The organism is Pseudomonas sp. LPB0260 (genome assembly GCF_013388395.1).
Window position 1 is genome coordinate 506581 of record NZ_CP058247.1, and the last position, 15076, is coordinate 521656.

At 65.0% G+C, this 15076-nt stretch carries 12 protein-coding genes; 8 read left to right on the forward strand and 4 right to left on the reverse strand.

Annotation, left to right across the window (positions count from 1 at the left end):
- Positions 1–638 precede the first annotated feature (638 nt).
- The 3 genes from dnaQ to LPB260_RS02155 form a co-directional block, all read right to left on the reverse strand.
- Positions 639–1382 carry a DNA polymerase III subunit epsilon gene (gene dnaQ / locus LPB260_RS02145; RefSeq protein WP_208707005.1) on the reverse strand — a complete coding sequence of 248 codons (744 nt, stop codon included), beginning with the start codon at positions 1380–1382 and terminating at the stop codon, positions 639–641.
- Positions 1375–1827: a ribonuclease HI gene (gene rnhA / locus LPB260_RS02150; RefSeq protein WP_371926105.1), complete on the reverse strand. Its 453-nt coding sequence runs from the start codon at positions 1825–1827 to the stop codon at positions 1375–1377. Before rnhA ends, dnaQ begins: the two co-directional genes overlap by 8 nt.
- Positions 1828–1997: 170 nt before the next feature.
- Positions 1998–2759, reverse strand: a complete 762-nt coding sequence (locus LPB260_RS02155) for a class I SAM-dependent methyltransferase (protein ID WP_208707006.1) — start codon at positions 2757–2759, stop codon at positions 1998–2000.
- Positions 2760–2834: 75 nt separating this feature from the next.
- Between LPB260_RS02155 and gloB the strand changes: the two genes are divergently transcribed.
- Together gloB and LPB260_RS02165 are read left to right on the forward strand one after the other, a co-directional pair.
- Positions 2835–3608: a hydroxyacylglutathione hydrolase gene (gene gloB, locus LPB260_RS02160; RefSeq protein ID WP_208707007.1), complete on the forward strand. Its 774-nt coding sequence runs from the start codon at positions 2835–2837 to the stop codon at positions 3606–3608.
- Positions 3609–3708: 100 nt separating this feature from the next.
- On the forward strand, positions 3709–5277 hold the full coding sequence (locus tag LPB260_RS02165) for a LysM peptidoglycan-binding domain-containing protein (protein ID WP_208707008.1): 1569 nt from the start codon (positions 3709–3711) through the stop codon (positions 5275–5277).
- On the opposite strand, the gene LPB260_RS02170 is transcribed toward LPB260_RS02165, so the two are convergent.
- Entirely contained in the window at positions 5278–6723 is a 1446-nt protein-coding gene (locus tag LPB260_RS02170; RefSeq protein ID WP_208707009.1) for an HDOD domain-containing protein, read from the reverse strand.
- 146 nt (positions 6724–6869) lie between these two features.
- Between LPB260_RS02170 and LPB260_RS02175 the strand changes: the two genes are divergently transcribed.
- The 6 genes from LPB260_RS02175 to fabI are packed head-to-tail and all read left to right on the forward strand — an operon-like array spanning position 6870 to position 15076.
- Positions 6870–8699: an extracellular solute-binding protein gene (locus LPB260_RS02175; RefSeq protein WP_208710019.1), complete on the forward strand. Its 1830-nt coding sequence runs from the start codon at positions 6870–6872 to the stop codon at positions 8697–8699.
- Positions 8696–10540: an extracellular solute-binding protein gene (locus LPB260_RS02180; protein ID WP_208707010.1), complete on the forward strand. Its 1845-nt coding sequence runs from the start codon at positions 8696–8698 to the stop codon at positions 10538–10540. Before LPB260_RS02175 ends, LPB260_RS02180 begins: the two co-directional genes overlap by 4 nt.
- 1 nt (position 10541) lies before the next feature.
- Positions 10542–11615, forward strand: coding sequence for a microcin C ABC transporter permease YejB (locus LPB260_RS02185; RefSeq protein WP_208707011.1), 1074 nt, complete (start codon positions 10542–10544; stop codon positions 11613–11615).
- A 1-nt stretch (position 11616) separates the two neighbouring features.
- Entirely contained in the window at positions 11617–12636 is a 1020-nt protein-coding gene (locus LPB260_RS02190; RefSeq protein WP_208707012.1) for an ABC transporter permease, read from the forward strand.
- Between the two features lies 1 nt (position 12637).
- On the forward strand, positions 12638–14251 hold the full coding sequence (locus tag LPB260_RS02195; protein WP_208707013.1) for an ABC transporter ATP-binding protein: 1614 nt from the start codon (positions 12638–12640) through the stop codon (positions 14249–14251).
- Between the two features lie 30 nt (positions 14252–14281).
- Entirely contained in the window at positions 14282–15076 is a 795-nt protein-coding gene (fabI, locus tag LPB260_RS02200) for an enoyl-ACP reductase FabI (RefSeq protein ID WP_208707014.1), read from the forward strand.

The following is a 15076-nucleotide window of genomic DNA, read 5'->3' on the forward strand; positions in this document are numbered from 1 at the left end:
CGAAAAAGCCCCGAGGCCTAAGGTCTCGGGGCTTTTTCATTAGGACGCCGCCCGTAGGGTGCGCCATGCGCACCGAACACCCTGCAACGGCTACTGCGTCAAAACGCTGGTGCGCGCGGCGCACCCTACCGCTCTCAGTGTTCGACCGACGCGAAGCAGGCCTGAACGACAAAGCCTCGAGACCTGCGCTCTCGGGGCTTTTTCATTTGGGCGCTGCCCGTAGGGTGCGCCCTGCGCACCGAACACCCTGCAACGGCTACTGCGTCAAAACGCTGGTGCGCGCGGCGCACCCTACCGCTCTCAGTGTTCGAACGACGCGAAGCAGGCCTGAACGACAAAGCCCCGAGACCTGCGCTCTCGGAGCTTTTTCATTAGGACGCCGCCCGTAGGGTGCGCCCTGCGCACCGAACACCCTGCAGCGGCTACTGCGTCAAAACGCTGGTGCGCGCGGCGCACCCTACCGCTCTCAGTGTTCGACCGACGCGAAGCAGGCCTGAACGACAAAGCCCCGAGGCCTGCGCTCTCGGGGCTTTTTCATTAGGACGCCGCCATAGGGTGCGCCCTGCGCACCGAACCACAATGGCTACTGCGCCATAGCGCTGGTGCGCGCGGCGCACCCTACCCGCGCATGGCGCACCCTACTGCTCTGCTTTTGGCTGTTCCAGCTGCACCCACAGGGGCGGCGCGCCGGCCGACTTCTCGATCACCGCCAGGCGGGCGGCATGGGCGGCCAGCTCGTCTTCGCTGGCGCGGATCACCAGGGTGCGCGCACGCTCGGCGGGCAGGCGGCGGATCGGCGTGGGCTGCCGGCGACCGCTGCTGTCGCCTTCTGAGCCGTCGCCGGCCAGGGACAGGTTGGTCTGCCCGCCGGTCATCGCCAGGTAGACATCGGCGAGAATCTCGGCATCGAGCAAGGCGCCGTGCAGGTCACGCCCGGAGTTGTCGACGTCGTAACGCTTGCACAGCGCATCGAGGTTGTTGCGCTGGCCCGGATGGCGCTCGCGGGCCATCAACAGGGTGTCGAGAATCGAGCAGTGCTCGCCAATGTCGGCGCGCTCCTGCTGCCCCAGCAGGGCGAACTCGTTGTTGATGAAGCCCACGTCGAACGCCGCGTTGTGGATGATCAGCTGGGCGCCCTTGATGAATTCAAAGAACTCCTCGGCCACGTCCTTGAAGCGCGGCTTGTCCTGCAGGAACTCATTGGTGATGCCGTGCACCGCGATGGCGCCTTCGTCGATCTCGCGGTCCGGCTGCAGGTAAACGTGGAAATGCCGGCCGGTCAGGCGCCGGCCCATCAGCTCGACGCAACCGATCTCGATGATCCGGTGACCATCGGTGACCGGCATGCCGGTGGTTTCGGTATCCAGAACGATGCTACGCACGCTTCAACCCCCTCACTTCATCGACGCCACGGTTGGCCAGCTGGTCGGCCCGTTCGTTGCCCGGATGGCCGGTATGGCCGCGTACCCATTGCCAGGTCACGTTGTGGCGATTGACCTGCTCATCCAGCTGCTGCCACAGGTCGGCATTCTTCACCGGCTGCTTGGCGGCGGTCTTCCAGCCGCGCTTCTTCCAGTTCGGCATCCAGTCCTGGATGCCCTGCATGACGTACTGGGAATCGGTGACCAGGCGCACTTCGCAGGCCCGCTTCAGCTCGGCCAGGGCGCGTATCGCCGCGGTCAGCTCCATGCGGTTGTTGGTGGTCTCGGCCTCGCCGCCCCAGAGCTCCTTCTCCACCCCCTTGAAGATCAGCAGCGCGCCCCAGCCACCGACTCCCGGATTGCCCTTGCAGGCACCATCGGTGTAGATCTCGACTTGTTCAGACATGCACAGCCTTTCTCTCAGTAAATATCGCCGGCAGGCTCTAGTGCCCGGTACGGATGATGGGTTGTCGCCAGTTCGACCGGTCAGGTGCTTCTGCGTCGGGCCATGACGAGCAGCGCACCAGCGCGACTGCAGGCGCCGGCATGGGCTGAACGATGCCGCCGCTGGGGCCCCTAGGGCTGCTCGGAATCGCGCCGGCTGACCTTGGCCACCGGCATCGGCACCAGCTTGCCCATCAGCGCGCGCTGGCTCTGGCGCAGTGGCCGCAGGCCGACCACCAGCTTGCGCGCGACCAGCAGGTAGAAGCCGCCACCCGGCGATTGCCAGGCATCGCCCCAGGCCTCCAGCGGCGCCAGGCGAGCCTGCCAGGCATTGGAAGCAAGCGGCGGACGATAGCATCCGAAGCGGCGTTTCTCCAGCGCGAAGCCCAGCAAGTGCAGCCAGTCGCTGACCCGCCCGGGCGCGATGCAGCGGGCCCGGCGCAGGGCGTCGCGGCTGTACAGGCGACGCACGCCCCAGGCGCTCACGGGGTTGATGCCGACGATCAGCAGGTGACCACCGGGCCTGACGCTGCGCGCCGCTTCGCGCAGCAGACCATGGGGCGACAGGCTGAAGTCCAGGCCGTGCTGCAGCAGCACCAGGTCCGCGGCATGCTCGCTCAGCGGCCAGGCCTGCTCCTCGCAGACAATCTCCACACCCTGGAACGGCGCGCCGAGGCGCACGCTGCGCTGGATCTGCACAGCCCCTGGCACCGCCTGCGCCGAGGGCCCGTAGTGCACCAGATAGCCGCCGAAGAAGCGCGCCAGCTCGTGCTCCAGCAGGCGCTGCTCCTCGGCCAGCAACAGCTGTCCGTGAGGGCCGTTGAACCAGTTGCGCGCCTCGCCGATCAGCGCAAGCCAATCGGCATCGGCCTGAGCGAAAGGATGATCCGCCATAAGGTTTGCCTGCGTAGCCGTCATTGCCAATGAGGCCTAAGATGCACCTTTGTGACCCGCTTAGCGACCCACTCCATGATAAAGATCGATGCCCTTCCCGCCTTTACCGACAACTATATCTGGTTGTTGCAGGATCCCGAGACGCGCCGCTGCGCGGTAGTCGACCCCGGTGACGCCGCGCCGGTGCTGGCCTGGCTGGACGAACATCCCGACTGGCAGCTGAGCGACATCCTGATCACCCATCACCACCCCGACCATGTCGGCGGGGTGGAGCGGCTGAAATCGACGAGCGGTGCCCGCGTGCTCGGCCCGGCCGCGGAGCGGATCCCCGGACGCGACCTGGCCCTTGGCGAAGGCGAGCAGGTCGAGGTGCTCGGCCAGCGCCTGCGCGTCCTCGAGGTCCCCGGCCACACCCTTGGCCATATCGCCTACTACCAGGCCGAGCAGCACTGGCTGTTCTGCGGCGACACCCTGTTCGCCGCCGGCTGCGGCCGCCTGTTCGAAGGCACCCCCGAACAGATGCATGACTCGCTCAGCCGCCTGGCGGCGCTACCCGGCGAGACCCAGGTGTACTGCACCCATGAATACACCCTGAGCAACCTGCGCTTCGCCCAGGCGGTCGAGCCCGACAACCGGCAGATCGCCCAGCGCCTGGAGCAGGTCAGCGAATGGCGACAGACGGGGCGGATCAGCCTGCCCTCCACGCTGCAACTGGAACGCGCCACCAACCCCTTTTTGCGCAGCGACCAGCCCTCGGTGCAGGCCCGCATCGCCGAGCTCGAGGGCGAAAAAACGCGTTCGCCCAGCGAAGTGTTCACCAGCCTGCGCGCCTGGAAGGATCGCTTCTAAAAAGTCGACGACGGCGCAAAAGGGGCGCCGCAAACTTGACCCCCCCGGTCACGGTTTCTAGAATCCCTCGCTCTTTTGCCTGGGAAGTGCGCGCCGACCAATGCCTATACCACCACGCAAGCCATTGATTTGTAAGGCATTAGCACAAGGCGCCGCGGCGCTCGTGGTGGTGTTCAGCCTGCTCCTGAGCGGCTGCCAGAGCAGGGGCGGCGCCGAGGACGACGGCCGCGACACGGACCGAACGATCAGCCTCGAGCGGGAGCCGGAATGGTTGACCGCCAGCATCCAGCCGGACGAGCCGGTCGATATCTGGGAACGGGTCCGCGACGGTTACCAGCTGCAGGACGAGATCGGCATCAACCCGCGCATCGAACAGCAGCGCCTGTGGTTCGCCAGCAACCCCGCCTTCGTCGAGAAGGCCGGCGAGCGCAGCAGCCCCTACATCCATTACATCGTCGAGCGCCTGGAAGAACGCGGCATGCCGATGGAGCTGGCGCTGCTGCCGATGATCGAAAGCGCCTACAACCCCTTCGCCTATTCACCGGCCGATGCCGTTGGCCTGTGGCAGTTCATCCCCTCCACCGGTCGCCATTTCAACCTGCGCCAGACCAGCTGGTACGACGGCCGTCGCGACGTTTTGGCCTCGACCAACGCGGCGATGAACTACCTGTCACGCCTGCATCAGATGTTCAACGGCGACTGGCTGCTGGCCCTGGCCGCCTACAACGCCGGCGAAGGTCGGGTCAGCCGCGCCATCGAGCGCAATCAGCAGCTCGGCCTGCCGACCGACTACTGGAACCTGCCGCTGCCGGACGAGACGCGCAACTACGTGCCCAAGCTGCTGGCCTTGTCCCAGGTGATCATGAGCCCCACGGCCTATGGCGTCAGCCTCGCGCCCATCGCCAACGAGCCCTATTTCGAAAAGGTCAAGCTCAAGCAACGCATGGACCTGTCCCGGGTCGCCACCCTGGCCGAGCTCGACGAGGAGGAGCTGTATCAGCTCAATCCGGCCTTCAAGCGGCGCATCACCCTCGACGGCCCGCAGCATCTGCTGGTGCCGACCGACAAGGCCGAGATACTCACGGCCAACCTGGCCCTGATCAAGCCCCAGGAGCTGGTCGACTGGCAGCAATACCGCGTGCGCAGCGGCGACAGCCTGCACGCCATCGCCAATCGCCACCAGGTCACGGTGCGTACGCTCAAGGACATCAATCGACTCAGCAGCAATCGGCTGAGTGTCGGCCAGGTCCTGAGCATCCCCGCGCAGCCCGGTGCGCACGCGCCGCAACCGCTGTTCCAGAAGGTCGCCAGCCGAACGCCGAACGCGGCACCGGCCGCGCGCAGCTATCGGGTGAAGAACGGCGACACCCTGTGGCAGATCGCCAGGAGCCACGGTGTTTCGGTCAAGGATGTGCAGCGCTGGAACAGGCTCCAAGGCAACAGCCTGCGGGTCGGCCAGACGCTGGCGCTGCAATCGCCCAGCGCCAGTACCGGCAGCGCCGCGCAACAGCGTGATGCCGCCACCTACTACAAGGTGCGTCGGGGCGATTCGCTGTACCTGATCGCCAAGCGCTTCAAGGTGCAGATGGAACACCTGCAGCGCTGGAACCCACGCACCGGTAGCGCCCTCAAGCCGGGCCAGACCCTGACCCTGTACCTGCCGCGCTGATCAGCCGCGCCGGCTCAGCGCTTCCAGGCAGCGCCCGGTGAGCTGGGTAAAGCGCTGAAAGGCGACGAACTGCTCATGACTCAAGGCACGCCCGGATAGCCGGCTGTCGGCATACAACACGCCTATTTCGCGCTTGCCCGCCACGAGCGGGGCGATGAAGAACATGCCCTGGCCGAGCAGCTGGCGAATCGGCTCGGTCACCAGTTCGCTCAGGCCATAACTGGCGGGCACGCCCATCCAGACCGGCTCCTTGTGGCGCAGCACATAGCTGAAGATGTGGCTCTGCGCGCCGGCTCCGGCCGGCAGCTCGAAGCCATGCATCCAACCGCCGGTGCCTTCGCCGACGACCCGCTTGGCGCGGAAACAGCGCTGCCCATCGGCCAGCACCACCAACATCACCCGCTCCAGGCCGGCCCCGCGGTGCACTCCGCTGAACAGAGCGTCGAGAATCAGGCCAAGGTCGCCCTTGTGCTGCGCCATCTCGCCAAGCTCCTGCAGGGCGCGCTGCAGCGTCTGCAGGTCGGGCTGCAGCAGCCGCGCCTTGCGTTGTTCCTGCTGCAGGCGAATCTGCTCCGGGTCGGTGTCGGGGATCAGCCGGGACAGCTGGCTGGCACCGAAGGTGGCGGCCACCCTGACCGCCTCATCGGCGCTGTCCAGCACCTGCTGCATCGCCTCCTCGCGACTGATGCCGACGAAACTGGCCAGCTGCCCGACCAGTTGCTCCATCGGCGGCGATTCCCAGCCCTCCAGCGCCGCCTCGCTGATCCGCGTACCGAGCGTGACGGCATACACCGCCGGATCATTCTGCGTGGCATTGCCCTGCGCCAGGCTGGCGATCTCGCCGAGGTTCCAGGTCCTGACCAGGCCCTGGGTCAGCTGGCGAAAGCTGGTGCCGAGCACCGTGCGCACGGCCGTTTCGGCATCGGCGCCTGGTTGCGCCAGGGCATGGGCCAGTTCATCGGCCTGCTCGCCGCCGCAGCCCCAGAATGCCAGCTCGCCCAGGTGGAACAGCAGGGCGGCGATGAACACCTCTTCCTGGTGCCGCGAGAGCACGTAACCGGCGATGTTGCGCGCCTGCACCGCGGCATGGAAGGAGCGCGCCAGCAACGCCTGCACCTGCTCCCGCGGCGCCTTGGTCAGCAGACCGTCGATCAGCGTCACCGCCAGGCCGATCAGCCGCACATTGTCGAAGCCGATCAGCACGATGGCCCGTGAGATAGTGCGGATGGTCTCGCGCGAAGGGTTGTAGTATGCGCTGTTGCCGACCCGCAGGACCTTGGAGGTCAGCGAGGCATCGCGCAACAGGACATCGGCCAGTTGCTTGACCGACGAGTCATCCGAATGTGCCAGCCGGTGCAAATCCTGCACCACCGAGGCCACCGCAGGCAGCTCGGCCTCGTTCAGGCGCTCAATCCATGACTGCAAACCATGACTTCTTGTACCCAAGATCGAGGCCTCGTTATGCGTTGTCCAGATGTCGTCGATAAGCGTCCAGGCCCTGCTCCCGGGCCCGGCCTTTTTCCAGCGGATACAAGCTGTTACTGTACCGGACAAGAAGCCCAAAAGCCGCCACGGATCGGATAATTCACTTGATACGTCCCCTCCTCTCGTTACTACTAGGCCTGGTCATCAGCCTGCCGGCCTGGGCGGCCATCCGCGAAAGCCATGGCTACGCGCAATTCGGCCTGCTCAAGTACCCCGCCAGCTTCAGCCATTTCGACTGGGTCAATCCCGACGCCCCCAAGGGCGGCACCATGCGGATGATGGCGCTGGGCTCGTTCGACACCCTCAACGCCTACACGCTCAAGGGCACCAGCCCGATCTCCACCGCCAACTTCCTGCAGTACGGAATCACTGGCCTGAACGAGCCGTTGATGGTCGGCACCGACTCCTACGACCCCTCCGGCGACGAACCGGCCTCCAGCTACGGCCTGATCGCCAAGTCGATCGAATACAGCGACGACCGCAGCTGGGTGGTGTTCAACCTGCGTCCGGAGGCGCGCTTTCACGACGACAAGCCGATCACCGCCTACGACGTGGCGTTCTCCTACCGCTTGCTGCTCAAGGATGGCCACCCGCAGTACCGCACCCACCTGCAGGAGGTGAAGCGGGTCGACATCCTCAACCGCCATCGTATTCGCTTCGTCTTCAAGCGCTCCGGCAACCCGCTGCTGATCCTGCGCCTCGGTGAACTGCCGGTGCTGCCGCAGCACTACTGGAAGGATCGCGAGTTCAAGACCACCACCTTCGAGCCACCGCTGGGCAGCGGTCCCTATCGCATCACCCAGGTCAACCCAGGACGCAGCCTGACCTTCGAGCGAGTCGAGAACTGGTGGGGCGAGAAGCTGCCGGTCAACCGCGGCAAGTACAATTTCGACCGGGTCGAAGTGGAGTTCTACCGCGACAGCCACGTCGCCTTCGAAGCCTTCAAGGCCGGCGAGTTCGACTTCTATATCGAGCAGCAGGCGAAGAACTGGGCCAGCGGCTACCGCTTCCCGGCGGCGGAACGGGGCGAGGTGATCCAGGCCAATATTCCGCACCAGATTCCCACCCAGACCCAGGCGCTGTTCATGAACACGCGGCGTGGGACCTTCGACGATCGCAAGGTTCGCGAGGCCATCGGCCTGATGTTCGATTTCGAGTGGACCAACCGCGCGCTGTTCAACAGCGCCTACACCCGGGCCCAGAGCTACTACCCGAACAGCGAGTTCTCCGCCCGCGGAAAACCCCAGGGTGCCGAGTGGCTGCTGCTGTCCCCGTACCGCAAACAACTGCCGGCGCGGCTGTTCACCGAACCTTTCAAAATGCCGCAGACCAACGGCCGCGGCATCCCGCGCGACACCCTGCGCCGCGCCCTGACATTGCTCGGCGAGGCGGGCTGGAAGCCAAGCGGTCAGCGTTTGCTCGACCGCGATGGCCATCCGCTGCGTTTCGAGATCCTGCTGGTCAACCCCAGGCTGGAGCGGATCCTCCAGCCCTTTACCGAAAACCTTGCGCAAATAGGCATAGAAGCCCAGCTACGCACCGTCGACCGCGCCCAGTACAAGCAGCGCCTGGATCAGTTCGACTTCGACATGATCCTGCTGACCCTGCCGCAGACCCTGAGCCCGGGGCTGGAGCAGTGGCTGTATTTCCACTCCAGCCAGGGCAAGGTCAAGGGTGGCAAGAACTACGCCGGGATCGACCACCCGGTGGTCGACGCCCTGCTCGACAAGCTGCTGGCCGCCCAGACCCGCGACCAGCAGGTGGCCGCGACCCGCGCCCTCGATCGCGTGCTGCTGTGGCAGCACTACACAATACCCAACTGGTACATCAGCCATCATCGCCTGGCGTACTGGAATCGCTTCGCCTTCGTCGCCACGCCGCCCTACACCCTGGGCCTGCGCACCTGGTGGCTGAAATCCCTGGAGACCACTCGATGACGCATCCACTGCGCTCATTCCTCGCCCACGGCAGCGGCCTGTTGCTGCTGGCCCTGGCCGGCCTCGGCCAGGCCGCACCTCAGCATGCCCTGACCCTGTATGACGAGCCGCCCAAGTATCCGGCCGACTTCCAGCACTTCGACTATGTGAACCCCGATGCGCCCAAGGGCGGAACCCTGCGCCAATCCGGTTCTGGCGGCTTCGATAGCTTCAACCAGTTCATTATCAAAGGGGTTGCCGAAGAAAACATCGGCCTGATCTATGACACCCTGACCCGCCACAGCCTGGACGAGCCGTTCACCGAGTACGGCCTGCTCGCGGAGAAGATCGAGAAGGCCCCAGACAACGCCTGGGTGCGCTTCTATCTGCGCCCCGAGGCCCGCTTCCACGACGGCCAGCCGGTTACCGCGCAAGACGTCAAGTTCACCTTCGAGACCCTGATGAAGGACGGCGCCCCCGCCTACCGCGCCTACTACGCCGATGTCGACAGGGTCGAGGTGGAAGGCCCGCGCCAGGTGCGCTTCGTCTTCAAGCACAGCGGCAACCGCGAACTGCCGCTGATTCTCGGCCAGCTCCCGGTACTGCCCCAGCACTGGTGGGCGGAACGCGACTTCGCCAAGGGCAGCCTGGACATTCCCCTGGGCAGCGGCGCCTACCGCATTGCCGAGATGCAGGCGGGTCGCACAATCCGCTACGAGCGGGTCGAGGACTGGTGGGGCAAGGACCTGCCGGTGAACCGCGGCTTCTACAACTTCGACAACATCCGAATCGACTACTACCGCGACAATACGGTCGCCCTGGAGGCGCTGAAGGCCGGGCAGTTCGATTTCTGGCTGGAGTCCAGCGCGAAGAACTGGGCCACCGCCTATGACATCGACGCGGTGACCAATGGCCAGCTGATCAAGGAAGAGCTCGCCAACCACAACCCTACCGGCATGCAGGGCTTCATCTTCAACACCCGCCGGCCGCTGTTCCAGGACCGCCGGGTGCGGGAGGCGCTCGGCCTGCTGTTCGACTTCGAGTGGGCCAACAAGCAGCTGTTCAATGGCGCCTACACGCGCACCCGCAGCTATTTCGACAACTCCGAGCTGGCCTCCAGCGGCCTGCCGGACGAGGCCGAACTGAAGATCCTCGAACCGCTGCGCGACAAGGTTCCGCCCGAGGTCTTCAGCAAGGCGTTCAGCGTGCCGGTCACCGATGCCAGCGGCATCATCCGCGAACAGCAACGCCGTGCCTATCAGTTGTTGCAGGAAGCCGGCTGGCGGATCGAGGGCGACCACATGCTCGACGCCGAGGGCAAGCCGGTCAGCATCGAGTTTCTCCTCGCGCAGGCCGAGTTCGAGCGGGTGCTGCTGCCATTCAAACGCAACATGGCCGACCTGGGCATCGAACTGGTACTGCGCCGGGTCGACGTGTCGCAGTACATCAACCGCCTGCGCTCACGGGACTTCGACCTGATAGTCGGCAGTTTCGGCCAGTCCAATTCGCCAGGCAACGAGCAGCGCGAGTACTGGCATTCGAGCAGCGCGGACAAGCCCGGCAGCCGCAACTTCATCGGCCTGCAGGATCCGGCCATCGACCAACTGGTCGACGGCCTGATCAACGCCGACTCGCGGCAGAGCCTGGTCACCCATACCCGCGCCCTCGACCGGGTACTGCTGTGGGGCCATTACGTCATCCCCAACTGGCACATCAAGACCTGGCGCGTAGCCTACTGGAATCGCCTGGCCCACCCGCAGACCACGCCGCTCTACGACATCGGCCTGCACACCTGGTGGGTTCGCGAGCAAGCGCCAGACGAGCCGCCAACCGAGGCCGAAGCGCCGAGCACGGAGCCTTAACATGCTGGCGTATATCATTCGTCGCCTGCTGCTGATCATCCCAACGCTGTTCGGCATCCTGCTGCTCAATTTCATCATCATCCAGGCCGCCCCCGGCGGCCCGGTGGAACAGATGATCGCCCAGCTGGAAGGCTTCGAGGGCGCCACCAGCCGCATCGCCGGCGGCGGCGCCGAGGTCGCCGTGGCCAGCTCCAACTACCGCGGCGCCCAGGGCCTCGACCCCGAGCTGGTCGCCGAAATCGAGCGTCTGTACGGCTTCGACAAACCGGCGCCGGAACGCTTCTGGATCATGCTGAAGAACTATGCCCAACTGGATTTCGGCGAGAGTTTCTTTCGCGATGCCCAAGTGATCGACCTGATCATCGAGAAGATGCCGGTTTCGGCATCCCTCGGGCTGTGGAGCACCCTGATCATGTACCTGGTGTCCATCCCCCTGGGCATCGCCAAGGCGGTGCGCCATGGCAGCGCATTCGACGTCTGGACCAGCTCGGCGATCATCGTCGGCTATGCCATTCCCGCGTTCCTGTTCGCCATCCTGCTGATCGTGCTGTTCGCCGGCGGCAGCTACTTCGACTGGTTCCCCCTGCGCGGCCTGACCTCGAACAACTTCGACCAGCTCAGCCTCGGTGGCCAGATACTCGACTACTTCTGGCACCTGGCCCTGCCGGTCACCGCCCTGGTGATCGGCAACTTCGCCACCCTGACCCTGCTGACCAAGAACAGCTTCCTCGACGAGATCAACAAGCAGTACGTGACCACCGCCCGGGCCAAGGGCCTGTCGAAGAACGGCGTGCTCTATGGCCATGTGTTCCGCAACGCCATGCTGATCATCATCGCCGGCTTCCCCTCGGCGCTGATCGGCATCTTCTTCACCGGCTCCTTGCTGATCGAGGTGATCTTCTCCCTCGACGGCCTCGGCCTGATGAGCTTCGAAGCCGCCATCAACCGCGACTACCCGGTGGTCTTCGGCACCCTGTTCATCTTCACCCTGCTGGGGCTGGTCTTGAAACTGATCGGCGACCTCACCTACACACTGGTCGATCCACGCATCGACTTCGAAAGCCGGGAGCATTGAGATGGCCTTGTCTCCTATCAATCAACGGCGTTTCGAACTGTTCAAGGCCCACAAGCGCGGCTGGTGGTCGTTGTGGATCTTCCTCGCCCTATTCGTCCTGACCCTGGGTGCCGAGCTGATCGCCAACGACAAACCGCTGGTGGTGCAGTACGACGGCCAATGGTACTTCCCGGTGCTCAAGCGCTACCCGGAGACCACCTTCGGCGGCGAGTTCCCCTTGCAGGCGAACTACAAGAGCCCCTATATCAAGGGCTTGATCGCCGAGAAGGACGGCTGGATGCTCTGGCCGCCCATCCCCTTCAGCTACTCCAGCATCAACTACGACCTGGAGGTGCCTGCCCCCGCGCCGCCTTCCGCGGCGAACTGGCTGGGCACCGACGACCAGGGCCGCGACGTGCTCGCCCGGGTGATCTATGGCTTTCGCATCTCGGTGCTGTTCGCCCTGACCCTGACCGTGCTCAGTTCGATCATCGGTGTGCTCGCCGGCGCCCTGCAGGGCTTCTACGGCGGCTGGGTCGACCTGCTCGGCCAGCGCTTCCTCGAGGTCTGGTCGGGCCTGCCGGTGCTCTATCTGCTGATCATCCTGGCCAGCTTCGTGCAACCGAACTTCTGGTGGCTGCTGGGCATCATGCTGCTGTTTTCCTGGATGAGCCTGGTCGACGTGGTGCGCGCCGAATTCCTTCGCGGCCGCAACCTCGAGTATGTGCGGGCGGCCCGCGCCCTCGGCATGGAGAACGGCGCCATCATGCTGCACCACATCCTGCCCAACGCCATGGTCTCGACCATGACCTTCATGCCCTTCATCCTCACCGGCGCCATCGGCACCCTGACCGCCCTGGACTTCCTCGGTTTCGGCCTGCCCCCGGGCGCGCCGTCGCTGGGCGAGCTGGTCGCCCAGGGCAAGTCCAACCTGCAGGCGCCCTGGCTCGGCATCACCGCATTCTCCGTGCTGGCCCTGATGCTCAGCCTGCTGGTGTTCATTGGCGAAGCGGCGCGCGACGCCTTCGACCCGAGGAAATGAGATGAACGACTCAGCCCCCCTGATCGAAGTCCGCGACCTCGCCGTCGAGTTCGTCATTGGCGAGCAGAAACAACGCGTGGTCGAAGGCGTCAGCTTTTCCATCAAGCGCGGCGAGACCGTCGCCCTGGTCGGCGAGAGCGGCTCCGGCAAGTCGGTCACCGCCCACTCGATCCTGCGCCTGCTGCCCTACCCCCTGGCGCAGCACCCGAGCGGCAGCATCCACTACGCCGGGGAAGACCTGCTCAAGCTCGACGAGAACCGTCTGCGCGGCATCCGCGGCAACCGCATCGCCATGGTCTTCCAGGAGCCCATGACCTCGCTGAATCCGCTGCACAGCATCGAGAAGCAGATCAACGAGGTCCTCGCCCTGCACAAGGGGCTCACCGGCAAGGCCGCCACCGAACGCACCCTGGAACTGCTCGATCTGGTCGGCATTCCGGAGCCGCACAAGCGCCTCAAGGCCTACCCCCACGAACTCTCTGGCGGCCAGCGCCAGCGCGTGATGATCGCCATGGCCCTGGCCAACGAGCCGGAACTGCTGATCGCCGACGAGCCGACCACCGCGCTGGACGTCACGGTGCAGCTGAAAATCCTCGAACTGCTCAAGGAGTTGCAGGCCCGCCTGGGCATGGCGCTGCTGCTGATCAGCCATGATCTCAACCTGGTGCGAAGAATTGCCCATCGGGTATGTGTCATGCAGAGCGGAAAGATCGTCGAACAAGCGTCGTGTGAAAAGCTGTTCCGTGCACCGCAGCATGCCTATACCCAGGAACTGCTCGGCGCCGAGCCCAGCGGCGACCCAGTCGCCGTCAGTGCCGGCGCGCCATTGCTGGAGGTCGACGACCTGCGTGTGTGGTTCCCGATCAAGAAGGGGCTGCTCCGGCGTACCGTCGACCATGTGAAGGCCGTGGACGGAATCACCTTCAGCCTGCCTCAGGGCCAGACCCTGGGCATAGTCGGCGAGAGTGGTTCCGGCAAGTCGACCCTGGGCTTGGCTATCCTGCGGCTGCTCGGCAGCCAGGGCGCCATCCGTTTCCAGGGCCAGGAATTGCAAGGGCTGTCGCAAGACGGCGTGCGCCCCCTGCGTCGACAGATGCAGGTGGTGTTCCAGGACCCGTTTGGCAGCCTGAGTCCGCGGATGTCGGTGGGCCAGATCGTCGGCGAAGGTCTGCACATCCATCGCATGGGCACGCGGGAGGAGCAGGAACAGGCGATCATCGACGCGCTCGTGGAGGTGGATCTGGATCCGGAGACCCGGCACCGCTACCCCCACGAGTTCTCCGGCGGGCAACGGCAGCGGATCGCCATCGCCCGCGCGCTGGTGTTGAAGCCGGCGCTGATACTGCTGGACGAGCCGACTTCGGCGCTCGATCGCACAGTACAGCGCCAGGTAGTGGAGCTGTTGCGATCGCTGCAGGTCAAATACAACCTGACGTATCTGTTTATCAGCCACGATCTGGCGGTGGTTCGGGCATTGAGCCACCAGCTGATCGTGGTCAAGGAAGGACAAGTGGTGGAACAGGGATCGGCGGAGCAAATCTTCGCCGCTCCGCAACATATTTATACTCAGCAGCTACTGGAAGCCGCCTTTCTGGCTCCGGGCACTGCTGACTAATCCTTGAAAGCAGGAAGAGGAAGAGCACACATGGGTTTTCTAACCGGTAAGCGCGTACTGATCGTTGGCGTTGCCAGCAAATTGTCCATCGCCTCGGGTATCGCCGCGGCCATGCACCGCGAAGGCGCCGAGCTGGCCTTCACCTATCAGAACGAGAAGCTCAAGGGCCGTGTCGAGGAATTCGCCGCCGGCTGGGGCTCGGGCCCCGAGCTGTGCTTTCCTTGCGACGTGGCCAGCGATGACGAGATCGTCAGCGTGTTCGAGGCCCTGAGCAAGAAGTGGGATGGCCTGGACTGCATCGTCCACTCGGTCGGCTTCGCCCCGGGCGACCAGCTCAACGGCGACTTCACCGATGTCACCACCCGCGAAGGCTTCAAGATCGCTCACGACATCAGCGCCTACAGCTTCGTCGCCCTGGCCAAGGCCAGTCGCGAGATGATGAAGGGCCGCAACGGCAGCCTGCTGACCCTGTCCTACCTGGGTGCCGAGCGCACCATGCCCAACTACAACGTGATGGGCATGGCCAAGGCCAGCCTGGAAGCCGGCGTCCGCTACCTGGCCGCCAGCCTCGGCCCGGAAGGCACCCGCGTCAACGCCATCTCCGCCGGCCCCATCCGCACCCTCGCTGCCAGCGGTATCGCCAGCTTCCGCAAGATGCTCGCCGCCAACGAGAAGCAGACCCCGCTGCGTCGTAACGTGACCATCGAGGAAGTCGGCAACGCCGGCGCCTTCCTCTGCTCCGACCTGGCCTCGGGCGTGAGCGGCGAGATCATGTACGTCGACGGTGGCTTCAACACCACGGCCATGGGCGCCATGGAAGACTGA